Source organism: Leifsonia sp. HAY1-4F (assembly GCF_056755275.1).
The window spans coordinates 15,652-33,579 of record NZ_JBNDHX010000013.1 but is presented as its reverse complement, the minus strand read 5'-3'; the positions used below and the strand labels follow the sequence as shown (position 1 = coordinate 33,579).

Below are 17,928 nucleotides of genomic sequence, written 5' to 3'. Positions count from 1 at the left end.
CCTGGGCCCGTACGAACGAGCTCGGAAGGCAATCCACATGCAGGATTTGAAGGTCATCGGGGTCGAGAACGGTGCACTCGTCGCCGTCGGCGACGACGGTGAGCGGTTCCGCATCGCCGTCGACGAGGCGTTGCAGTCGAAGGTGCGCCAGGTGCGTCAGGAGACGCCCGCCGACGCGCCCAAGCTCTCACCGCGCGAGGTCCAGGCGCACATCCGCTCCGGCATGTCCGCCGAGGATGTGGCGGCTGTCACCGGAGCGCCGCTGGACTACGTGCAGCGTTTCGAGGGACCGATCATCGCCGAGCGCGAGCACATCGTGGCGAGCGCCCTCAGCGTCCCCGTCCACACCTCCGACGCGGTCGACCCGCTGGGCGAACCGGAGACGTTCGGAAGCGTCATCCGCGAGCGTCTGGCATCGCTTGGCGTCGCCGGCGAGCGCTGGGCGAGCTGGAAGGACAGCGAGACCGGCTGGATCGTCAAGCTCGAGTTCACAGCGGACACCATCGACCACGATGCCCGCTGGTCGTACGACGCGCGCAAGCACGCCCTCGCGCCCCTGAACTCCGAGGCGACCACGCTCTCCCAGGCGGGAGAGCTGCGCGGCGGGACGCTCATCCCCCGGCTGCGCGCCGTGCTGCCGCACGAGGGCGAGCCGGACACGTCCCGGTTCGACAGCGGCGCGTTCACCTTCCCGGCGCCATCCGCCGACCTGCTCGGCCCCGAGGTCACCTCTCCGATCGAGCCGCTGCCGCCCCGCACGCCGGGGACCAACAACTCCATCGCCGTATCGGCGATCAAGCGGTCGGATGACGCCCCTCGCGACCTCCACCAGACCGCCGACCTGCTGGAGGCCCTGCGCCGCCGCCGGGGCGAGCGCGAGGCAGCGGCCTACGAGGACGGTCCCGCCGCCGGCCAGTCGCAGCCGCCCGCTGCGACCACGCCGATCGAGATCCCGACGCCGTTCCGCATCGTCGAGGAGCGTCCGCCGGCCCCCGAGCGTCCTCCCGTCGCCGAGCAGCCGCCCCTGCCTCTCGATGTCCCGGCTCCCCCGAGTGCCCCGTCGAACGACTCGGGCCCGCAGCCGTCGGCACGCAAGAAGGGCCGCGCCGCCATGCCGAGCTGGGACGAGATCGTCTTCGGCGCCCGGACGGACGACGACCTGGCCTGAAGCTCTTCCCTTGACCCCCGTTCGGGGGGAGGGGGAAATGCCACGTCAGCAGCTAGCCTCGGGGTGGATCCGTGGGTCCGACGCACCACGAGGGGGATCCATGGGTCATATCGACCGTCACCGAACGATCGCACGAGTTGCCGCGCTGACGCTGGTCATCGGAGCCGGCGTCATCCCGGTTTTCAGCGAGCCGGCTGCAGCTACCCCGGCTCCGACGACCGCACTCTCGACCGCCTCCAGCCCCGGTGGAGTTGCGTCGGATATCGTCGCCGGTGCGGCGTCGTACCTCGATAACACCTCGAATCTGGTCATCGGCCCGGACGGACGACCCTGGTTCGAGAACAGCGAGGGCCTCTACTCGATCGCAGAAGATGAGACCCTCGTTGCGCATCCATTGCCTGGAGCCGGCGGCACCTACAACTCCTCACGGTCGACGATTCAGCGAGCCTCGGACAGCTCTCTCTGGTTGATCGGCCCCGCCGGAATGGTGCGGGTAGCGCCGGACGGGACGGTGACACAACTCAGCACGTTCGGGTTGATCTCGATCATCACCTGGGGTCTGACCACCGACGACCGCGCCGTCCTGGTGGCATACGACTACCAGGCTCACACAACGACGACATCCTGGATCTCTCCGGACGGGACGGTCGATACGCAGTTGCATCCCGACTGGAACAACCACCTCGACAGCGTGTTCCCGGGGCCGGGCGGCAGCATGTGGGGCATCTCCTCGGACGAGACGGGTTACTTCGGAATCTTCCCCGACGGGAGCCGAGTGACGCTGGCTGTCCCGTCCGACACGAAACAGGTGTCCTTCGACCCGCAGTCGGATGGCCAACTCTTCGCCACGTACACCACCGGCGGGGTCAACGTACTTTCACGTGTGGAGGCGACCGGAGCACTCACGCCGCTAGTGACCGGCGGGCTGGACATTGCGACGTACCACGGCGAAGTCTTCTGGGCGACAAGCACTCCGACTGGAGAACTTCTCTTTCACCGATTGAGCGATCCTTCCTGGAGTGCACAGCTCCCGGCCGGCCTCACCCTCGTGGAAGGCGTCTGCTGGCAGAACTCGACATCGTCACTCTGGGTCGCCGCCAAGCCCACCGATGGGTACGAGTCGGTCTTCCAGATCACGGCCGGCCGAGTCGTTCCTCGGTTGGAGAATGATTATTTCTCCTACGAAAGCTGCCAGGAATCACCTGACGGGGCTCTCTGGGGTTTCGGCTACTCCACGTATCTCCACGTCAGTCCTGATGGCAGTGACGTGACCGCCGGCGACTCGAGCGCGGGTATACAGGCGGTTGCGACGAACGATGATTCGGTCTGGTTACGGGCCTTCGATCCTTCCACACCCCCTGGTACTAGCGCCATCGGTCACCTCGCCTTCGTCAATACGGATCGAATCGCCGGATCCGACCGGTTCGATACGGCAGCTCAGATCGCTTCGAAGGAGTACCCCTCGGGCGCCCCCGTCGTCTACGTGTCCTCAGGCCTCGACTTCCCAGATGCACTCGCTGCCGGACCGGCTGCCGCGAAGGAAGGCGGTCCGCTCCTGCTGACCGCGCCGTGGGCGCTTCCTGCCGCGACGGCGAACGCCCTGAGCCGAATGGCACCGGCGCGCGTCGTCATCGTCGGCGGGACAGCAGCCATCAGTACTGAGGTGGAAAGTCAGATCCGGGCCACTGTGCCGAAGGCGCTGCTGCAACGGCTTGCCGGCGGAAACCGCTATGCAACAGCCCAGGCCATCGTGGCTTCGACCTTCTCGTCTGCTTCCACCGTCTATCTAGCAACGGGCAACACCTTTCCAGACGCTTTGAGCGCGTCAGCGGCGGCGGGCGCCGCCGGCGATCCGGTCGTCCTCGTCAACGGCTGGTCGAGCTCGCTCGATGCCGCTACCAGGGCGCTCGTCTCCGGACTGCATCCGTCGTCGGTGACGGTGGTCGGGGGCGCAGACGTCGTGAGCGACGGCATCCTGGCCGACCTCAATGGCATAGCACCCGCGACGCGCCTCGCAGGCGCCGACCGCTTCAGCACTGCTGCTGCCGTCGCTCGCGCTGTTTTCCCCCAGGCCCCAAACGCCTTCCTCGCCAACGGCACCACCTTTCCCGATGCACTCACCGGCGCGGTCTGGGCGGCCTCCCTCAAGGCACCGCTGCTGACCTCTCGCTCGGCGTGTTTGAGTGACGCTACGGAGAGGGCGCTGCTCCTCGGCCACACTGACAAGGTGACGATCCTCGGAGGGACCAGCGTTCTGGACTACAACGCCGCAAACCTGTTGCGGTGCGAGGATGTCCCCTGAGCATCATCGTGATGCCGGCCGTTGCGTCGTGGGAGCGAGTTGCCCTCTCCCCAATCGCGGGTCCTAGCGCGGATCGAGACCGATCGTCCCGTATCCTGTGGGAATGCTCTCAACGGACCCTGCACGGACGATCAGTTCTGCCCTCCGCGGGCATGACAACGCGCTCGGCCTGATCCGTCTCGTTCTCGCGCTGGCGGTCCTGGTCTCGCACACGTTCCCACTCGGCGGGTTCGGCCACGATCCGGGAACCGGGATCACGCACGGTCAGTCGAACCTCGGCTCGCTGGCGGTGGCCGGCTTCTTCGCCATCAGCGGCTACCTGATCACGAAGAGCGGGATGTCGGCGGATGTGATGCAGTTCCTCTGGCGCCGCGTCCTCCGCATCTTCCCCGCGTTCTTCCTCGTCCTGTTGCTGTCCGCATTCGTCCTCGGGCCGGTGATCTGGGCGCTCGACGGCCACGCGATCGCCGACTACTTCGCGCGATCCGCAGCGAGCCCCTGGCACTACATCGCCTCCAACTGGACTCTGCACGTCGGCGCCTGGGGCATCCTCGACGTCTTCCGCTACTCCACCCCCTACGGTCTCGGCGCGCACGCCAGCGTCTTCAACGGATCCACCTGGACCCTCTCGTACGAATGGGCCTGCTACCTGATGGTCGCGGTCCTCCTCGCCGCGGGAGTCCTGGCGAAAGCACGGCCTGTGGTCGTCGCGGTCGCGGCCGTCATCTTCGCCGGTCAGATCGTGCAACTGGTCAGCCCGGGAACGATGGGGGCGGTCTTCCCGCCGCTCGGCGACCCGCAGTTCCTGCTCCTGGCCTACCCGTTCGCCATCGGCTCGGTGTTCGCGGTGTACTCGCGCTCCATCCCGCTCACCCCGCGCTTCGGGATCGCCGCCGGTGTCGTGCTCGCCTGGACGCTGCTGAACGGCGGATACGCCGTGATCGGCGTTCCCGCTGGCGTCTACTTCATCCTGTGGGTCGGATCCGCCATCCCCGGCCGGCTGCGGACGATCGGGCAGAAGAACGACATCTCCTACGGCGTCTACCTGTACGCGTTCCCGGTGCAGCAGACGCTCGCCTACTTCGGTCTCTACAAGCTCGGCGTCATCCCGATGATCCTCGGCGCGGCGGTGATCGTGCTGTCCCTCTCCTGGCTCAGCTGGCGGTTCCTCGAGAGCAAGGCGATGTCGCTCAAAGGCTGGGGACCCGGCCGCGGATTCGCCTACTGGATCGAGCGGTTCGGGATCGGGTCCCGTACGACCGCGGGTGAGGCGCCGACGCCCGAGACGACGCCGGCCGCGGCAGCACAGCACGTGCCGCACCACGCCCCGCATCCGGTCGCGGGCGAGCTCAGCCTGCCGCTCCGAAGCGCAGCAGGGGAACCCGCGTCTCCTCCGGCGTGAGCGAGCCGTGCTGGCCCACCATGTTGCGGCCCGTGCGCTGCGGGTCCCGTCCGTCGTAGTAGGCGACCCGCTTGCGGGCGGCGATCAGCACATCCCCGATTCGCGGCGCCACCTCGGGATGGACGCTCGGCCCGAACCAGCCGGCGTCGATCGCCTCTGATCGCGTGGCCACCCACGAGCGCTCACCTTCGGAGTCGCGCCAGCGCTCAGCGACGACAGCAGGCGCGACGCCGTCGTCCACATAGAGGTGGAGGAGCCGCGGCTCGCCCGCGATCTCGGCGACGCCCTCCAGCAGCTCCGGAGCGGTGTCGTAGAGGATGTGGCCGCCGTGCGGGACATCCACGACACCGTGGTCGGCCGTGAGCAGGGCCCCCCGGCCGGGACCGAGGCGGCGGGCGAAGCCGGCGACCAGCGCATCCACCGTCTCCAGGGCGGCCGTCCACTCCGGGGACTCCCAGCCGCGTGCGTGCGCCAGTTGGTCGAGCTCGGCGACGTAGAGGTACGTCAGCCCGGGACCCGGCGACGCGACGATGTCGGCAGCGGCCGCGAACCGGTCGGCCAGCCTGGACACGCCGGTGAACTCCGCTCCGCGCAGCACGGCCGCGGTGAAACCGGTGTTCTCGAATTTGGGGAGCCCGATCGCCCGGGCTCGGACGCCCTGGTCCGCTGCGCGCTCGAACACCGTCCGCGAGCGCTGCCAGGTGTCCGGATGCATGGCCGCATCCCAGCCGCTCAGCTGGTTGGTCAGCCGCCCGGCCGCATCGCGGACGCGGTAGCCGACCAGCCCGTGCTCTCCGGGAGTCGTCCCGGTCGTCAGCGTCGCGAGCGCGGCCGCTGTCGTCGTCGGGAATCCCGCGTCGATCGTGGTCGCCTTGCCGAGCAGCGGCGCAAGCGTGCGCGCATGCCCGGCTCTGGCGCGCAACGACGCCGCACCGAGTCCGTCGACGACGATCACGACGACGTGCTCCAGCGGCGGCAGCCCCAGCTCGTTCCCGGCGCCCGAGACGGCGGCCAGCGAACTCGGCAGAACCGTGGCGAGGCTCGCTCTCGTCGTGAACGCGGCCGGTAGCATGGGGGGCATCCGGCCCAGTCTGGCACAGCCATCCCCGGCCGGCCGAGGCGCCCCCACGGCCCTCCCCGCCCCTCCTGCACAGAATGCACGAATGACACCAGCAGACGACCAGCCCGCCGCCGGAACGACGGAACGCATCGAAGACGTCGACGTCACGACCGAGATGCAGGGCTCCTTCCTCGAGTACGCCTACTCGGTGATCTACTCGCGCGCCCTCCCCGATGCGCGCGACGGACTGAAGCCGGTGCAGCGCCGCATCCTCTACATGATGACCGAGATGGGACTGCGGCCCGATCGCGGCCACGTCAAGTCGGCGCGTGTCACCGGTGAGGTGATGGGAAAGCTGCACCCGCACGGCGACAGCGCCATCTACGACGCGCTCGTGCGGATGGCGCAGGACTTCACCCTCCGCGTCCCCCTGATCGACGGCCACGGCAACTTCGGCTCGCTGGACGACGGTCCCGCCGCCGCCCGCTACACCGAGGCCCGCCTGGCCGCCGCCGCGCTGGCCATGACGGAGGACCTCGACGAGGACGTCGTCGACTTCGTCCCCAACTACGACAACCAGCTGATGCAGCCGGATGTGCTGCCCGCCGCCTTCCCGAACCTCCTGGTCAACGGCGCGAGCGGGATCGCGGTCGGCATGGCCACCAACATGGCGCCGCACAACCTCATCGAGGTCGTCGGCGCCGCCCGGCACCTGCTCGAGAACCCGGACGCGACCCTCGACGACCTGATGGCCTACGTCCCCGGTCCCGACCTGCCGGGCGGCGGGACCATCGCCGGCCTCGCCGGTGTGCGCGACGCCTATGCGACCGGCCGCGGAAGCTTCCGGATGCGCGCGAAGGTGGCGGTCGAATCCATCACCGCGCGCAAGAGCGGACTGGTCGTCACTGAACTGCCCTACGGCGTCGGCCCCGAGAAGGTCATCGAGAAGATCAAGGACGGCGTCAACGGCAAGAAGCTGAACGGCATCTCCGACGTCACCGACCTCTCCGACCGTCAGCACGGCCTCCGGCTCGTCATCGGCATCAAGACCGGGTTCAGCCCGGAGGCGGTGCTGGAGCAGCTGTACCGGCACACGCCGCTGGAGGAGGGCTTCGCGATCAATAACGTCGCCCTCGTCGCCGGCGGGCCGCAGACGCTCGGCCTGCGCGACCTGCTCCAGGTCTACCTGGACCACCGGATCAGCGTAGTCACCCGGCGCTCGCAGTTCCGCCTCGCGCGCCGCAAGGAGCGCCTGCACCTGGTCGAGGGCCTCCTGGTGGCGATCGTCGACATCGACGAGGTCATCCAGGTCATCCGCACCTCGGACGACACGGAGCAGGCCAGAGGCCGGCTGATGCAGGTGTTCGACCTGAGCACGCTGCAGGCGGACTACATCCTCGAGCTGCGGCTTCGCCGGCTCACCCGGTTCAGCCGCATCGAGCTGGAGACCGAACGCGACCAGCTGCGCGCGGAGATCGAAGAGCTGGAGACCCTGCTCGCCTCGCGCCAGCGCATCGAAGACATGGTGTCGGACGAGCTGGAGCGGGTGGCCTCGACGTTCGGCACGCCCCGTCGCACGCTGCTGACCGAAGCGAAGCCGTCGATCGCGTCGGCCTCCCGCAGCAAGGCGGCCACGGTGCAGCTGGAGGTCGCCGACGTCCCGACGCGGGTGTACCTCTCCACGACCGGTCGCATCCTGCGCGTGGATGCCGGCGCGACGGACGAGCAGGGCCTCGACCGCATCCAGCCGCCGGCCCGGCGCAGCAAGCACGACGCGATCCTCTCGCAGCTGGATACGACCAGCCGCAGCGAGATTGGCGCGGTGACGAACCGTGGGCGGCTCATCCGCTTCTCCCCCGTCGACCTGCCCGGGGTGCCGGCCAACTCCATCCAGCTCGGCGCCGGCGTGAAGATCGGCGACTACCTCGCGCTCGCGGACAAGAAGGAGCGCATCCTCGCCCTGGTCGGTCTCGGCTCGGAGCGGACCATCGCGCTCGGAACCGCGCAGGGCGTCGTGAAGCGCGTCGCCGCGGGTGACTGGGCGAACAAGCCCGACTTCGAGGTCATCGCATTGAAGCCGGGAGACGAGGTCGTCGGCGCCACGACGGTGACGGACACGGACGAGTTGGTGTTCGTCGCGAGCGACGCGCAGCTGCTGCGGTTCTCCGCCTCGAGCGTGCGCCCGCAAGGCCGGGCCGCCGGCGGGATGGCCGGCATGAACCTCAGCGCCGGCGCGCGTGCGATCTTCTTCGGCTCGGTATCGGCGGAGGATGCCGAGCAGGCCGTCGTCGCGACGATCGCGGCGAGCGACGCGACGCTGCCCGGCGCCGACCCCGGGACGGCCAAGGTAAGCGACTACGCCGAGTTCCCGGCGAAGGGGCGTGCCACCGGCGGCGTCCGCGCCCAGCGCTTCCTCAAGGGCGAGAGTGAGCTTGTCCTCGCCTGGGCCGGCCGCGGACCCGCCCTCGCCGTCGCCCCCGACGGCGTCGCGCGGTCCCTCCCCGAGGGCGGTGCCCGCCGCGACGGCTCCGGAACACCCCTCGACACCGTCGTCGGCTCCCTCGGCCGCCGCATCGCCTAGCCCCTCGCCCTCGCGGGTCGGCGGGGCTCGAGGCGGCTGGGAGGCGAGGGTCAGGCGTCGATGCGGGCTCGGCTGAGGTCGTCGGCGCTGGCGATGAGGAACTCCTTGCGAGGGGCGACGTCGTTGCCCATGAGGAGCTCGAACACGCGGTTGGCCGCCTCGGCGTCGGGCACGCGCACCCGGCGGAGGGTGCGGTGGGCGCGATCCATCGTCGTGCTCGCGAGCTGGTCCGCATCCATCTCGCCCAGTCCCTTGTAGCGCTGGATGGGCTCCTGGTACTTCTTGCCGCGCTTCTTCAGGTCGGCGAGAACCGCCTGCAGCTCCGCCTCCGAGTAGGTGTAGATCGTCTCGTTCGGTTTCGACCCGGGGTTCACGACGACCACGCGGTGCAGTGGAGGCACGGCGGCGAAGACGCGCCCCTCCTCGATCATCGGCCGCATGTAACGGAAGAACAGCGTGAGCAGGAGGGTGCGGATGTGCGCACCGTCGACGTCCGCATCCGACATGATGATGACCTTGCCGTAGCGCGCCACGGACAGGTCGAAGCTGCGCCCCGACCCGGCGCCGATCACCTGGATGATCGCCGCGCACTCGGCGTTCGAGAGCATGTCCGAGACGGACGCCTTCTGGACGTTCAGGATCTTGCCGCGGATGGGCAGCAGCGCCTGGTACTCGCTGTCCCGTGCCCGGCGGGCGGTCCCGAGGGCCGAGTCGCCCTCGACGATGAACAGCTCGCTGTTGGCGACGTCGTTGGAACGGCAGTCGACCAGCTTCGCCGGGAGGGACGAGGTCTCGAGCGCGTTCTTGCGGCGCTGCGTCTCTTTATGGGCGCGTGCCGAGATCCGCGACTTCATCTCGGCCACGACCTTGTCCAGCACCAGCGCGGCCTGCGCCTTGTCGTCCCGCTTGGAGGAGGTGAAGCGCTCGGCCATCGCCTTCTGCACGACGTTCGCCACGATCGCGCGCACGGCCGGCGTGCCGAGGATCTCCTTCGTCTGCCCCTCGAACTGCGGCTCCGGAAGGCGGACGGTGAGCACAGCCGTGAGGCCGGCCATCGCATCGTCCTTCTCGAGCTTGTCCGTTCCGGCCTTCAGCCGACGGGCGTTCAGCTCCACCTGCTGGCGGAGGAACTTGAGCAGCCCCTGGTCGAATCCGGCCTGATGGCTGCCGCCCTTCGGCGTCGCGATGATGTTGACGAAGCTGCGCATGACCGTGTCGTAGCCGGTCCCCCAGCGCAGGGCGATGTCCACCTGGCAGTCCCGCCGCAGCTCGGTCGGCAGCATGGCGCCCGAGTCGGAGAGGACCGGCACCGTCTCGGTGAAGTGGCCCTCTCCCGTCAGACGCCAGGTGTCGGTGATCGGGCTGTCGGGGGCGAGGAAGTCGACGAACTCCGAGATGCCGCCCTCGTAGCGGAAGGTGGTCCGCCCCGCGGGTCCTGCGCCGTCGCCGGAAGGCCGCTTGTCGTCGATCGAGATCGTGAGCCCGGGCACGAGGAACGCCGTCTGCCGCGCGCGCCCGACCAGGTCGTCGGTCGCGAACTCGGCGCCCTTCGTGAAGATCTGCCGGTCGGCCCAATAGCGGATCCGCGTCCCGGTGACGCCCTTGGCCACCTTGCCCGCGATGCGCAGCTCGCTGCCGCTGACGAACGGGGTGAACGGGTTGTCGGGGCTCGGCTCGCCCTTCCCGTCCTCGAAGATGCCCGGCTCGCCGCGGTGGAACGACATCGCCCACGTCTTGCCGTCGCGGTCGACCTCGACGTCGAGCCGCTCCGAGAGCGCGTTGACGACCGAGGCGCCGACCCCGTGCAGACCGCCCGAGGCCGCATACGAACCGCTGCCGAACTTCCCGCCGGCGTGCAGCTTGGTGAACACCACCTCGACTCCGGACAGGCCGGTCTTCGGCTCGATGTCCACGGGGATGCCGCGAGCGGTGTCGCGCACCTCGACGCTCTCGTCGTCGTGCAGGATGACGTCGATGGCCGTTCCGTGACCGGCGAGGGCCTCATCCACGGAGTTGTCGATGATCTCCCACAGGCAGTGCATGAGCCCGCGGGAGTCGGTGGAGCCGATGTACATGCCCGGGCGCTTGCGGACGGCCTCCAGCCCCTCGAGCACCGAGAGGTGCCTGGCCGAATAGTCCGAACTCGCCACGGGTGCTCCTTGTGGATCTGGTGCCTCCCCGCCCGGGATGCGGGAGCACGTACACCACCAGCGTAAGCGCCGGGGCCGGGAGGCCACGCCACGACACCCGGGCCGCTCGCGAGGCTACGCGTTGAGCGAAATAGCAGCCAATGCGCGCCTGGTTGCCGACTATCCGTGGTTCTATAGAGGTATCGAGTTCAGCGGTTGCGACGGAAAGGAGCCTCACATGTCGACACTCACCTCGGAGAACGGGGCCGTTGACGAGCTCGCCTCGGGGCCGCAACTGACGGCCGCCGATCGTTGCGACAGCTGCGGCGCTCAGGCGTACATCCGCGTCGTCGTCAACAATGGCGAACTCCTCTTCTGCGCTCACCACGGCAAGAAGCACCAGGAGAAGCTCTCTCAGATCGCCCACAGCTGGCACGACGAGACCGCTCGCCTGTTCGAAGAGCAGCGCGCGTAACGCGTCCGCATCGCGAACAGCGAGGCTGACCGGAGGATGGCGACAGGCACGAGCGTGCGCAGGCATGCCCACATCGACCTCTCCGCCATCCGCTTCACGGCATCCGCCCTGGCGTCCTCGCTCCCCGACTCCACCGCCGATCTCCGCGCCGACGCGTACGGCCACGGGCTCATCCCCGTGGCAGGTGCGCTGACGGATGCGGGGGTCGGCGGTTTTCTCGTCTCCCGGGTGGAGGATGCGGCGGCCATCGCGGATGCGGGACTCGTCGGGCGCGTCACCGTCGGCAGGGATGGTGCTTCCGCTGGTTCTGCGATCCTCGGCCCGGCGCTGTTCGGTCTCGACCCCGCCCATCCCTCTTCGCCCGCGATGCGCCTGGAGGGCGAGATCATCGCCGTGAAGCGCGTCCCCGCCGATCGCGGAGTCTCCTACGGCTACACCTACCGAACGGCGCGACCGACCACCCTGGTGCTGGTCGCCCTCGGCTACGCCGACGGCATCCTGCGCGTCGCGTCCAACAAGGCGCCGGTGAAGGTCGGCGACACGATCGGACGGATCACCGGGCGCATCGCCATGGACCAGTTCGTGGTCGACATCGGCGACGACTCCGCCCGGCCGGGCGACCCCGTCGTCCTGTTCGGCGACCCGGGCCGCGGTGAGCCCTCGGTGCTGGACTGGGCGGATGCCCTGCGCATCGCCGCCCCGGTCATCACGAGCCGGCTGGGCCGGCGCATCGAGAGGATCCACCGCTCATGAGGACTCCCGCATGACCATCGTGGATGCGGTCGCCGAGCCGCTCCCCCGTGCCGTGATCGACCTCGCCGCCCTGCGGCACAACGTCGCACACCTGACCCGGCTGATCGCTCCCGCCGAGACCATGCTGGCCGTGAAGGCCGACGCGTACGGGCACGGGCTCCTCCCCATCGCGGAGGCGGGGATGCAGGCCGGCGCCACGTCGCTGGCCGTCCTGGAGATCCCGGCCGGGCTCCTCCTGCGTCACGCGGGGGTCACCGTCCCGCTCCTGGCCTGGCTGCACGGACAGGACACCGATTGGCGCGCCGGCATCGAGGCGGACATCGAGCTCGGCGTTTCCGCAGCGTGGCAGTTGGACGCGATCGCAGCCGCGGGCGCCGACCGTCCCGCCGTCGTGCACCTGAAGGTGGACACGGGCCTCAGCCGCAACGGCGCCACCCGCGAGGAGTGGCCGGGCCTGGTGGAATCCGCCCTCGACCTGCAGCGCCGCGGCGTGCTCCGCATTCGCGCCGCCTGGTCGCATCTCGCAGACGCCTCGATCGCCGCTGATGCGGCCGCACTGACCGAGTTCCGTTCGGCGGTCGCAGACGCCGAAGCGCTCGGCGCCCGGTTCGAGGCGCTGCATCTCGCGGCGAGCTCGGCCGGCATCCGGATGCCGGAGGCCCGGTTCTCGTTCGTGCGCTTCGGGATCGCCGCCTACGGATTCTCCCCGTTCGACGACTCGACCGGGGCCGAGCTGGGTCTGATCCCCGTGATGCGGCTCGAGGCGCCGGTCACCGAAGTGCACGTCAGCGGGACCGCTCACGCGCGCCTGGGCATCGGCTACGCGGACGGCATCCCGACGCTCGGCATCGCGAAGACCTCGATTCTGCTGAACGGCCGTCGCTGCCCGGTGATCGAGGTGTCGGCCGACAGCATGCTCGTGGACGCGGGACGGAACCGCGTCGAGGTGGGCGACACCGCCATCCTCTTCGGCCCCGGCACCGCCGGCGAACCGACCGCGGAGCAGTACGCCGACTGGGCCGAGACGATCGCCGACGAGATGGTCACCGGCGTCGCCCCGCGCGTCCCCCGCGTCTACGTCGGCTGACTCGCCGCCAGACGGACGGCGGACCCTCAGAGGTCAGAGGGAGACGCTGAGGCGCTCGGCGATCGCACGACGCGCGTTGGTGGCGTAGCGGTCGACCCGCTCGGTCTGAGGCACGGGCGGGAGCTCGCTGCGCAGAGCCGTCCCCAGGAGGCGGTCCGCGAGCACGGGGTTCATCGGCAGGAGGGGTCCGTGCAGGTGCGTTCCGATCGACGCGCCGACGACGACACCCTCCACGGAGCCGTCGTTGCCCGTGCCGCTGAGAACGCGGCCCAGAGGCTCGGCACCGTCGAGCACCGTGCGGGCGGAATGGTTCTCGAACCCGGCGACCGTGGTGCCGTCCGCCAGGCGCACGACGATCTCGCCGACATGCCGCTTGGCTCCGAGCGCCGAGCGGCTGGGGAAGACCGCCGCCCCCGCCAGCACCTCGCCCTCTGCCGTCTCGAGCTCCGTGCCGAGAAGCTGCCAGCCGCCGGCGATCGCGAGGATCGGGACGCCGGCGTCGCGCCAGGCGCGCAGCCGCGGCGCGATCCGCAGCACGTCCTCGTGGACGGCGCGCTGCGCCGACAGCGGCCCGGAGCCGATGTGGATCAGGTCCACACTGGAGGGCAGCTCGCCACCGGGCGCATGGGTCACCACGTCCACGTCGACGCCCCGCCAGCGGGCGCGCTCGGCCAGGGCGAGGACATTGCCCGCGTCGCCGTTGATGCCGAGCTCCGCCGGATAGAGGTGCAGGATGCGCAGGACGGTCATCGCTCCCCGCCCTCCAGATCGAGGAAGCCGAGCTGTTTGCGGATCAGCATCATCTGCTCGTAGTTGACGATCATGGTCTTCCTGCCGCGTGACGGCTTCGGCAGAGTGAGGAAGGCCTGCAGAGCGGGCTTCAGCTCGGGCACGACCTGGTCGACCTCGACGCCGGCGTAGGCGAACCGCGTCGCGAACTGCCAGGCCTTCGTGCCGGAGACCACATCCACGTGGCTGAGCTTGGACAGGTCGATGTCGTAGACCCACGACGGGTCGGGTGTGCCCTCGTCGACCGAGACGAACACCTGCTCGGGCGACTCGCTCAGATAGTCGAGGTTGAGCTGGAGGCTCGGCGGATTCTTCATCATGATGATCTCGAGCTCCTCGTCGCCTACGTGCAGCGTCTCGCCGCGACCGTAGACGGTGCGGAGCGCGGCCATGGCGGCGACCACGGCGTTCGGCTGAAACCGGTCGCCGAGGAGGCGCCGCGCCATCGCCGTCGCGCCCGCCGCATCCACGGCGTAGTGCAGGCCGCGGGCCGGCAGCCCGATGCGCACGTTCTCGCCGCCGATGGTGAGCTGGGCGCTCTGCACCTCGAGCTTGCTGACGAAGACGGACGGGACGGGCAATGCAGCCGCCGCGGCGCCCGTGAGGTCCTTGACGTTGGCGAGTCCGTTCGGCGAGGACTCGATGATGGATGGCGCCACCGCGAACGTGGTCACGTCCCGGCCCTCGGCGGCCAGCTCGCCACCGACGCGCGCAAGGCTGTCGTCGTCGGCGTTCACCACGACGAACTCGGAGGAGCCCTCGGCGATCGAGCGCAGCATCCCGATCACCCGGGTCGGCTCGAAGAATCGGTTCAGCTGGTCGATCTGCACGTTGAGCAGGAGGGAACCGCGGGGCTTCAGTACCCGGGCCAGGTCGACGCCGTACGCCTCGTCCACCTCGATCACGCCGACATCGCCGCGCACATAACCGTCCAGGGGGACGTCGGCGAGGAGCGCCGAGGCGATGCCCTGCGGGAGGTTGCCGCCGGACGGGTTGGTGAAGACGTCCAGCCCGTGCTCCCGCAGGATCGCGGTGAGCATGTTCGTCGTCGTCGACTTGCCGTTCGAACCGGACACGAACACGACTCCCAGCGGCAGCCGGCCGACGGCACGCTCGAGGAACTTCGGAGCGATCGCGAGCGCGACGCGGCCCGGCACCGCGGAGCCGCCTCCCCGCAGGCGCAGAAGCCAGCGGGCGAGGCGGCCGGCGATGACCGCCAGTCGGTAGCGCACCGGTTTACTCGAGGTAGTCGCGCAGCGACTGCGAGCGGGACGGGTGGCGCAGCTTCGCCATCGTCTTCGACTCGATCTGGCGGATGCGCTCGCGCGTCACGCCGAAAGTGTCACCGATCTGGTCGAGAGTCTTGGGCATCCCGTCGCCCAGGCCGAAGCGCATGCGGATGACGCCCGCCTCACGCTCGGACAGGGAGTCGAGCAGGCTCTCCAGCTGCTTCTGCAGCATGGTGAAGCCGACCGCATCCGCCGGGACGACCGCCTCGGTGTCCTCGATCAGGTCGCCGAACTCGCTGTCCCCGTCCTCGCCGAGAGGAGTGTGGAGCGAGATGGGCTCGCGACCGTACTTCTGCACCTCGATGACCTTCTCCGGGGTCATGTCGAGCTCCTTGGAGAGCTCTTCCGGAGTGGGCTCGCGGCCGAGGTCCTGCAGCATCTGGCGCTGCACGCGCGCCAGCTTGTTGATGACCTCCACCATGTGGACCGGGATGCGGATCGTGCGCGCCTGGTCGGCCATCGCGCGGGTGATCGCCTGACGGATCCACCAGGTGGCGTAGGTGGAGAACTTGAAGCCCTTCGTGTAGTCGAACTTCTCGACGGCACGGATGAGGCCCAGGTTGCCCTCCTGGATGAGGTCGAGGAACTGCATGCCGCGGCCGGTGTAGCGCTTGGCCAGGCTGACCACGAGACGCAGGTTGGCGCCCAGCAGGTGGCTCTTGGCGCGCTGGCCGTCGCGGGCGACCCAGCGCAGCTCTCGCTCCAGCTCCTTGCTCAGGTTCGGGGTGTTGGCCAGCTTGTCCTCGGCGAACAGCCCGGCCTCGATGCGCATCGCGAGCTCGACCTCTTCTGCCGCGTTCAGCAGGGGGACCTTGCCGATCTGCTTCAGGTAGTCCTTGACCGGGTCCGCCGTGGCGCCCGTGATCGTCGACGAGTAGACGGGGATGTCGTCGTCCTCGTCCACGGCGCGCAGCACGAGGGCATCGGTGGGCAGGGGGATCGCGATCGGCGTGCCGCCGACGACGGCCTTGCCGTCCTCCGCGTCGGTGTCGTCGGTGTCGTCCGCATCCGGGTCGACCGGCGCGGCCTCCGCCTCGGTGTCGTCGGTCGCTGCGGCGTCGTCGTCGACGACCACCGCATCCTCGTCGATCTCGACCTCGGCGTCGTCGTCGAGCTCCTCGTCGTCGCCCGACGCGCCTGCCTTGTCCTTCGCCGCTGCGGTCTGCTTCTTCGCAGCCGCCGTGGTCTTCGCCGCCGCCTTCTTGGGGGCGGCCTTCGCGCCCGCCTTCTTGGCTGCGGGCTTCGTCGTCTCGTCGTCCGCGACGGTCACGGTCTCATCGACCTCGACCTCCGCGTCGGGGGCCTTCGTTGCTGCACGGGTTGCCATGTGAACACCTTTCATACCAAGCGGAGGGGCCGAGATCCTGACGGCCGAGCCTGGCTCAGGGTTTGCGTGCGGACACTACTAAGACCCATGTCAAGTCCGGGGTAGAGGCACCGGGCATCGTCGAATGCTCCGGCCCCGGGACATGAACGGGTCCAGACGTCAATTATTGCACGTTCCACGTGCGCCCCCGACCAGTTCGGGCGGCCGGTTCGCCGGCACCCGCTACAGCGCCTCGCGTCCGCCGCGTCTCCTCCACGCTCCGACGAGTGCAACCCAGAGAGGGGCTACTTCTATTCCCTCTTCCTCCAGCACCTGCCGACGTGTGCGACGGCGAGCACGGACGAGGAACACGACACCGACGCCCACGATGACGTACTGGATGGCGAACGCCCAGCGGAAGTGGTCGAGCTGGTAGAGCTGGCCGTCGCCGCCCGCGCCGTGGGCCTGTGCATCCAGGGACACTCCGATGAGGAACATCATCACGAAGCTCGCGAGGAAGCCGCCGACGTTCACGACCCCGTTGGCGGAGCCGAGGCTGTGCAGCGGGTTGAAGCTGCGTGCGAAGTCGAAGCCGATCAGGGACCCCGGCCCGCCGATGCCGATCGCCACGATGAGGAAGATCACCGTCCACAGCGGCGGCGTCCCCGGCCAGAGCAGCACGAGCGTCCAGGCCGCCGCCATGAGCGCGACGACGCCGAGCACCAGGTTGCTGCGGCGGGTCGGGAATCGCGCGGTCAGGATCCCGAGGATCGGACCGGAGATCAGTCCGGCGCCGACCAGCACGGTGAGCAGCGCCGACGCCGCCGCTTGCGGGATGCCGATCGCGAACACCAGGAACGGGATGCCCCACATCAGGCTGAAGACCGTTCCGGAGGACTGGGTCACGAAGTGCGACCAGAATCCGAGCTGGGTGCCGGGCCGCGACATGCTGACCCGCAGCTGCCGGATGGAGTCCGGCCAGGTCGCGGGCCGCGGCCCTTCGCTCGCGCCCACGGGACGATCCGTCACGGCCGCCGCGATCGCGATCGCGGCGATCACGGAGAGCGACGCCGCGGACAGGAAGGCGACGCTCCAGCCCGAGAGGTGGAGCAGCAGGGCGAAGGGGATGGCCGACAGGACCTGCCCGAGCTGGCCGACGTTCCCGATCCACTGGGAGAGCTGGGGCACAAGCCTCCCGCGGAACCAGGAATTGGTCAGCCTCATGAGAGAGGTGAACACCGTGGCGTCCCCCGCGCCGACGAGGATGCGGCCGACGATCGCGACCGCGATGGTCGGCGCCAGGGCGACGGCGACCTGCCCGACGATCATCAGCGTGGTGCCGACCAGCATGAGGACCCGCGAGCCGATGCGGTCGATCAGCACGCCGACCGGCACCTGCATGCCGGCGTAGACGATCAGCTGCACCACGGCGAGCGCCGACAGGACGGAGGCGGAGACGTGGAACCGGTCGGTCGCGGCGACGCCCGCGACACCGATGGTGGTGCGCTGCATGACGGCGATCAGGTAGGCGAAGACGCCGATCCCATAGACGACCCAGGAACGACGCGAATTCACCGAACGATCCTA

13 protein-coding genes are annotated in these 17,928 nt (G+C 69.4%); 7 read left to right on the top strand and 6 right to left on the bottom strand.

Features of this window, described 5'->3' with window-relative positions; genetic code table 11:
- The first annotated feature begins 37 nt into the window (after positions 1 to 37).
- From sepH to ACPYOG_RS04560, 3 genes are all read left to right on the top strand, one after another.
- Complete coding sequence (gene sepH / locus ACPYOG_RS04570; protein ID WP_481293070.1) at positions 38 to 1,168, top strand: septation protein SepH; 1,131 nt, start codon at positions 38 to 40, stop codon at positions 1,166 to 1,168.
- Positions 1,169 to 1,268: 100 nt separating this feature from the next.
- Positions 1,269 to 3,470 carry a cell wall-binding repeat-containing protein gene (locus ACPYOG_RS04565; RefSeq protein WP_481293069.1) on the top strand — a complete coding sequence of 734 codons (2,202 nt, stop codon included), beginning with the start codon at positions 1,269 to 1,271 and terminating at the stop codon, positions 3,468 to 3,470.
- Between the two features lie 103 nt (positions 3,471 to 3,573).
- Positions 3,574 to 4,872 (top strand): acyltransferase family protein, encoded by a 1,299-nt coding sequence (locus ACPYOG_RS04560; RefSeq protein WP_481293068.1) that lies wholly within the window; start codon positions 3,574 to 3,576, stop codon positions 4,870 to 4,872.
- Here the strand turns inward: ACPYOG_RS04560 and ACPYOG_RS04555 are convergent.
- Positions 4,820 to 5,953 carry an alkaline phosphatase family protein gene (locus ACPYOG_RS04555; RefSeq protein ID WP_481293067.1) on the bottom strand — a complete coding sequence of 378 codons (1,134 nt, stop codon included), beginning with the start codon at positions 5,951 to 5,953 and terminating at the stop codon, positions 4,820 to 4,822. The genes ACPYOG_RS04560 and ACPYOG_RS04555 overlap by 53 nt on opposite strands.
- Before the next feature lie 82 nt (positions 5,954 to 6,035).
- Here ACPYOG_RS04555 and ACPYOG_RS04550 point away from each other — a divergent pair, with 82 nt between their 5' ends.
- Positions 6,036 to 8,513, top strand: coding sequence for a DNA gyrase/topoisomerase IV subunit A (locus ACPYOG_RS04550; protein ID WP_481293066.1), 2,478 nt, complete (start codon positions 6,036 to 6,038; stop codon positions 8,511 to 8,513).
- Positions 8,514 to 8,563: 50 nt separating this feature from the next.
- Here the strand turns inward: ACPYOG_RS04550 and ACPYOG_RS04545 are convergent, their stop codons facing one another.
- The gene (locus tag ACPYOG_RS04545; protein WP_481293065.1) at positions 8,564 to 10,663 is read right to left on the bottom strand and encodes a DNA gyrase/topoisomerase IV subunit B; all 2,100 of its coding nucleotides are present in this window, start codon (positions 10,661 to 10,663) and stop codon (positions 8,564 to 8,566) included.
- Positions 10,664 to 10,880: 217 nt separating this feature from the next.
- On the opposite strand from ACPYOG_RS04545, the gene ACPYOG_RS04540 reads away from it, so the two are divergent.
- The 3 genes from ACPYOG_RS04540 to alr are packed head-to-tail and all read left to right on the top strand — an operon-like array spanning position 10,881 to position 12,957.
- Positions 10,881 to 11,117, top strand: a complete 237-nt coding sequence (locus ACPYOG_RS04540; RefSeq protein WP_018191296.1) for a DUF7455 domain-containing protein — start codon at positions 10,881 to 10,883, stop codon at positions 11,115 to 11,117.
- Between the two features lie 36 nt (positions 11,118 to 11,153).
- Positions 11,154 to 11,870 carry an alanine racemase gene (locus tag ACPYOG_RS04535; protein ID WP_481293064.1) on the top strand — a complete coding sequence of 239 codons (717 nt, stop codon included), beginning with the start codon at positions 11,154 to 11,156 and terminating at the stop codon, positions 11,868 to 11,870.
- 10 nt (positions 11,871 to 11,880) lie between these two features.
- Complete coding sequence (gene alr / locus ACPYOG_RS04530) at positions 11,881 to 12,957, top strand: alanine racemase (RefSeq protein WP_481293063.1); 1,077 nt, start codon at positions 11,881 to 11,883, stop codon at positions 12,955 to 12,957.
- Positions 12,958 to 12,990: 33 nt separating this feature from the next.
- On the opposite strand, the gene ACPYOG_RS04525 is transcribed toward alr, so the two are convergent.
- From ACPYOG_RS04525 to ACPYOG_RS04510, 4 genes are all read right to left on the bottom strand, one after another.
- Positions 12,991 to 13,707 (bottom strand): type 1 glutamine amidotransferase, encoded by a 717-nt coding sequence (locus ACPYOG_RS04525; protein WP_481293062.1) that lies wholly within the window; start codon positions 13,705 to 13,707, stop codon positions 12,991 to 12,993.
- Positions 13,704 to 14,978 (bottom strand): MurT ligase domain-containing protein, encoded by a 1,275-nt coding sequence (locus ACPYOG_RS04520; protein ID WP_481293061.1) that lies wholly within the window; start codon positions 14,976 to 14,978, stop codon positions 13,704 to 13,706. The genes ACPYOG_RS04525 and ACPYOG_RS04520 overlap by 4 nt, the downstream gene beginning before the upstream one ends.
- A gap of 4 nt (positions 14,979 to 14,982) precedes the next feature.
- The gene (locus ACPYOG_RS04515; protein WP_481293060.1) at positions 14,983 to 16,362 is read right to left on the bottom strand and encodes an RNA polymerase sigma factor; all 1,380 of its coding nucleotides are present in this window, start codon (positions 16,360 to 16,362) and stop codon (positions 14,983 to 14,985) included.
- A gap of 222 nt (positions 16,363 to 16,584) precedes the next feature.
- Entirely contained in the window at positions 16,585 to 17,916 is a 1,332-nt protein-coding gene (locus ACPYOG_RS04510) for an MFS transporter (RefSeq protein WP_481293059.1), read from the bottom strand.
- Between the last annotated feature and the right edge of the window lie 12 nt (positions 17,917 to 17,928).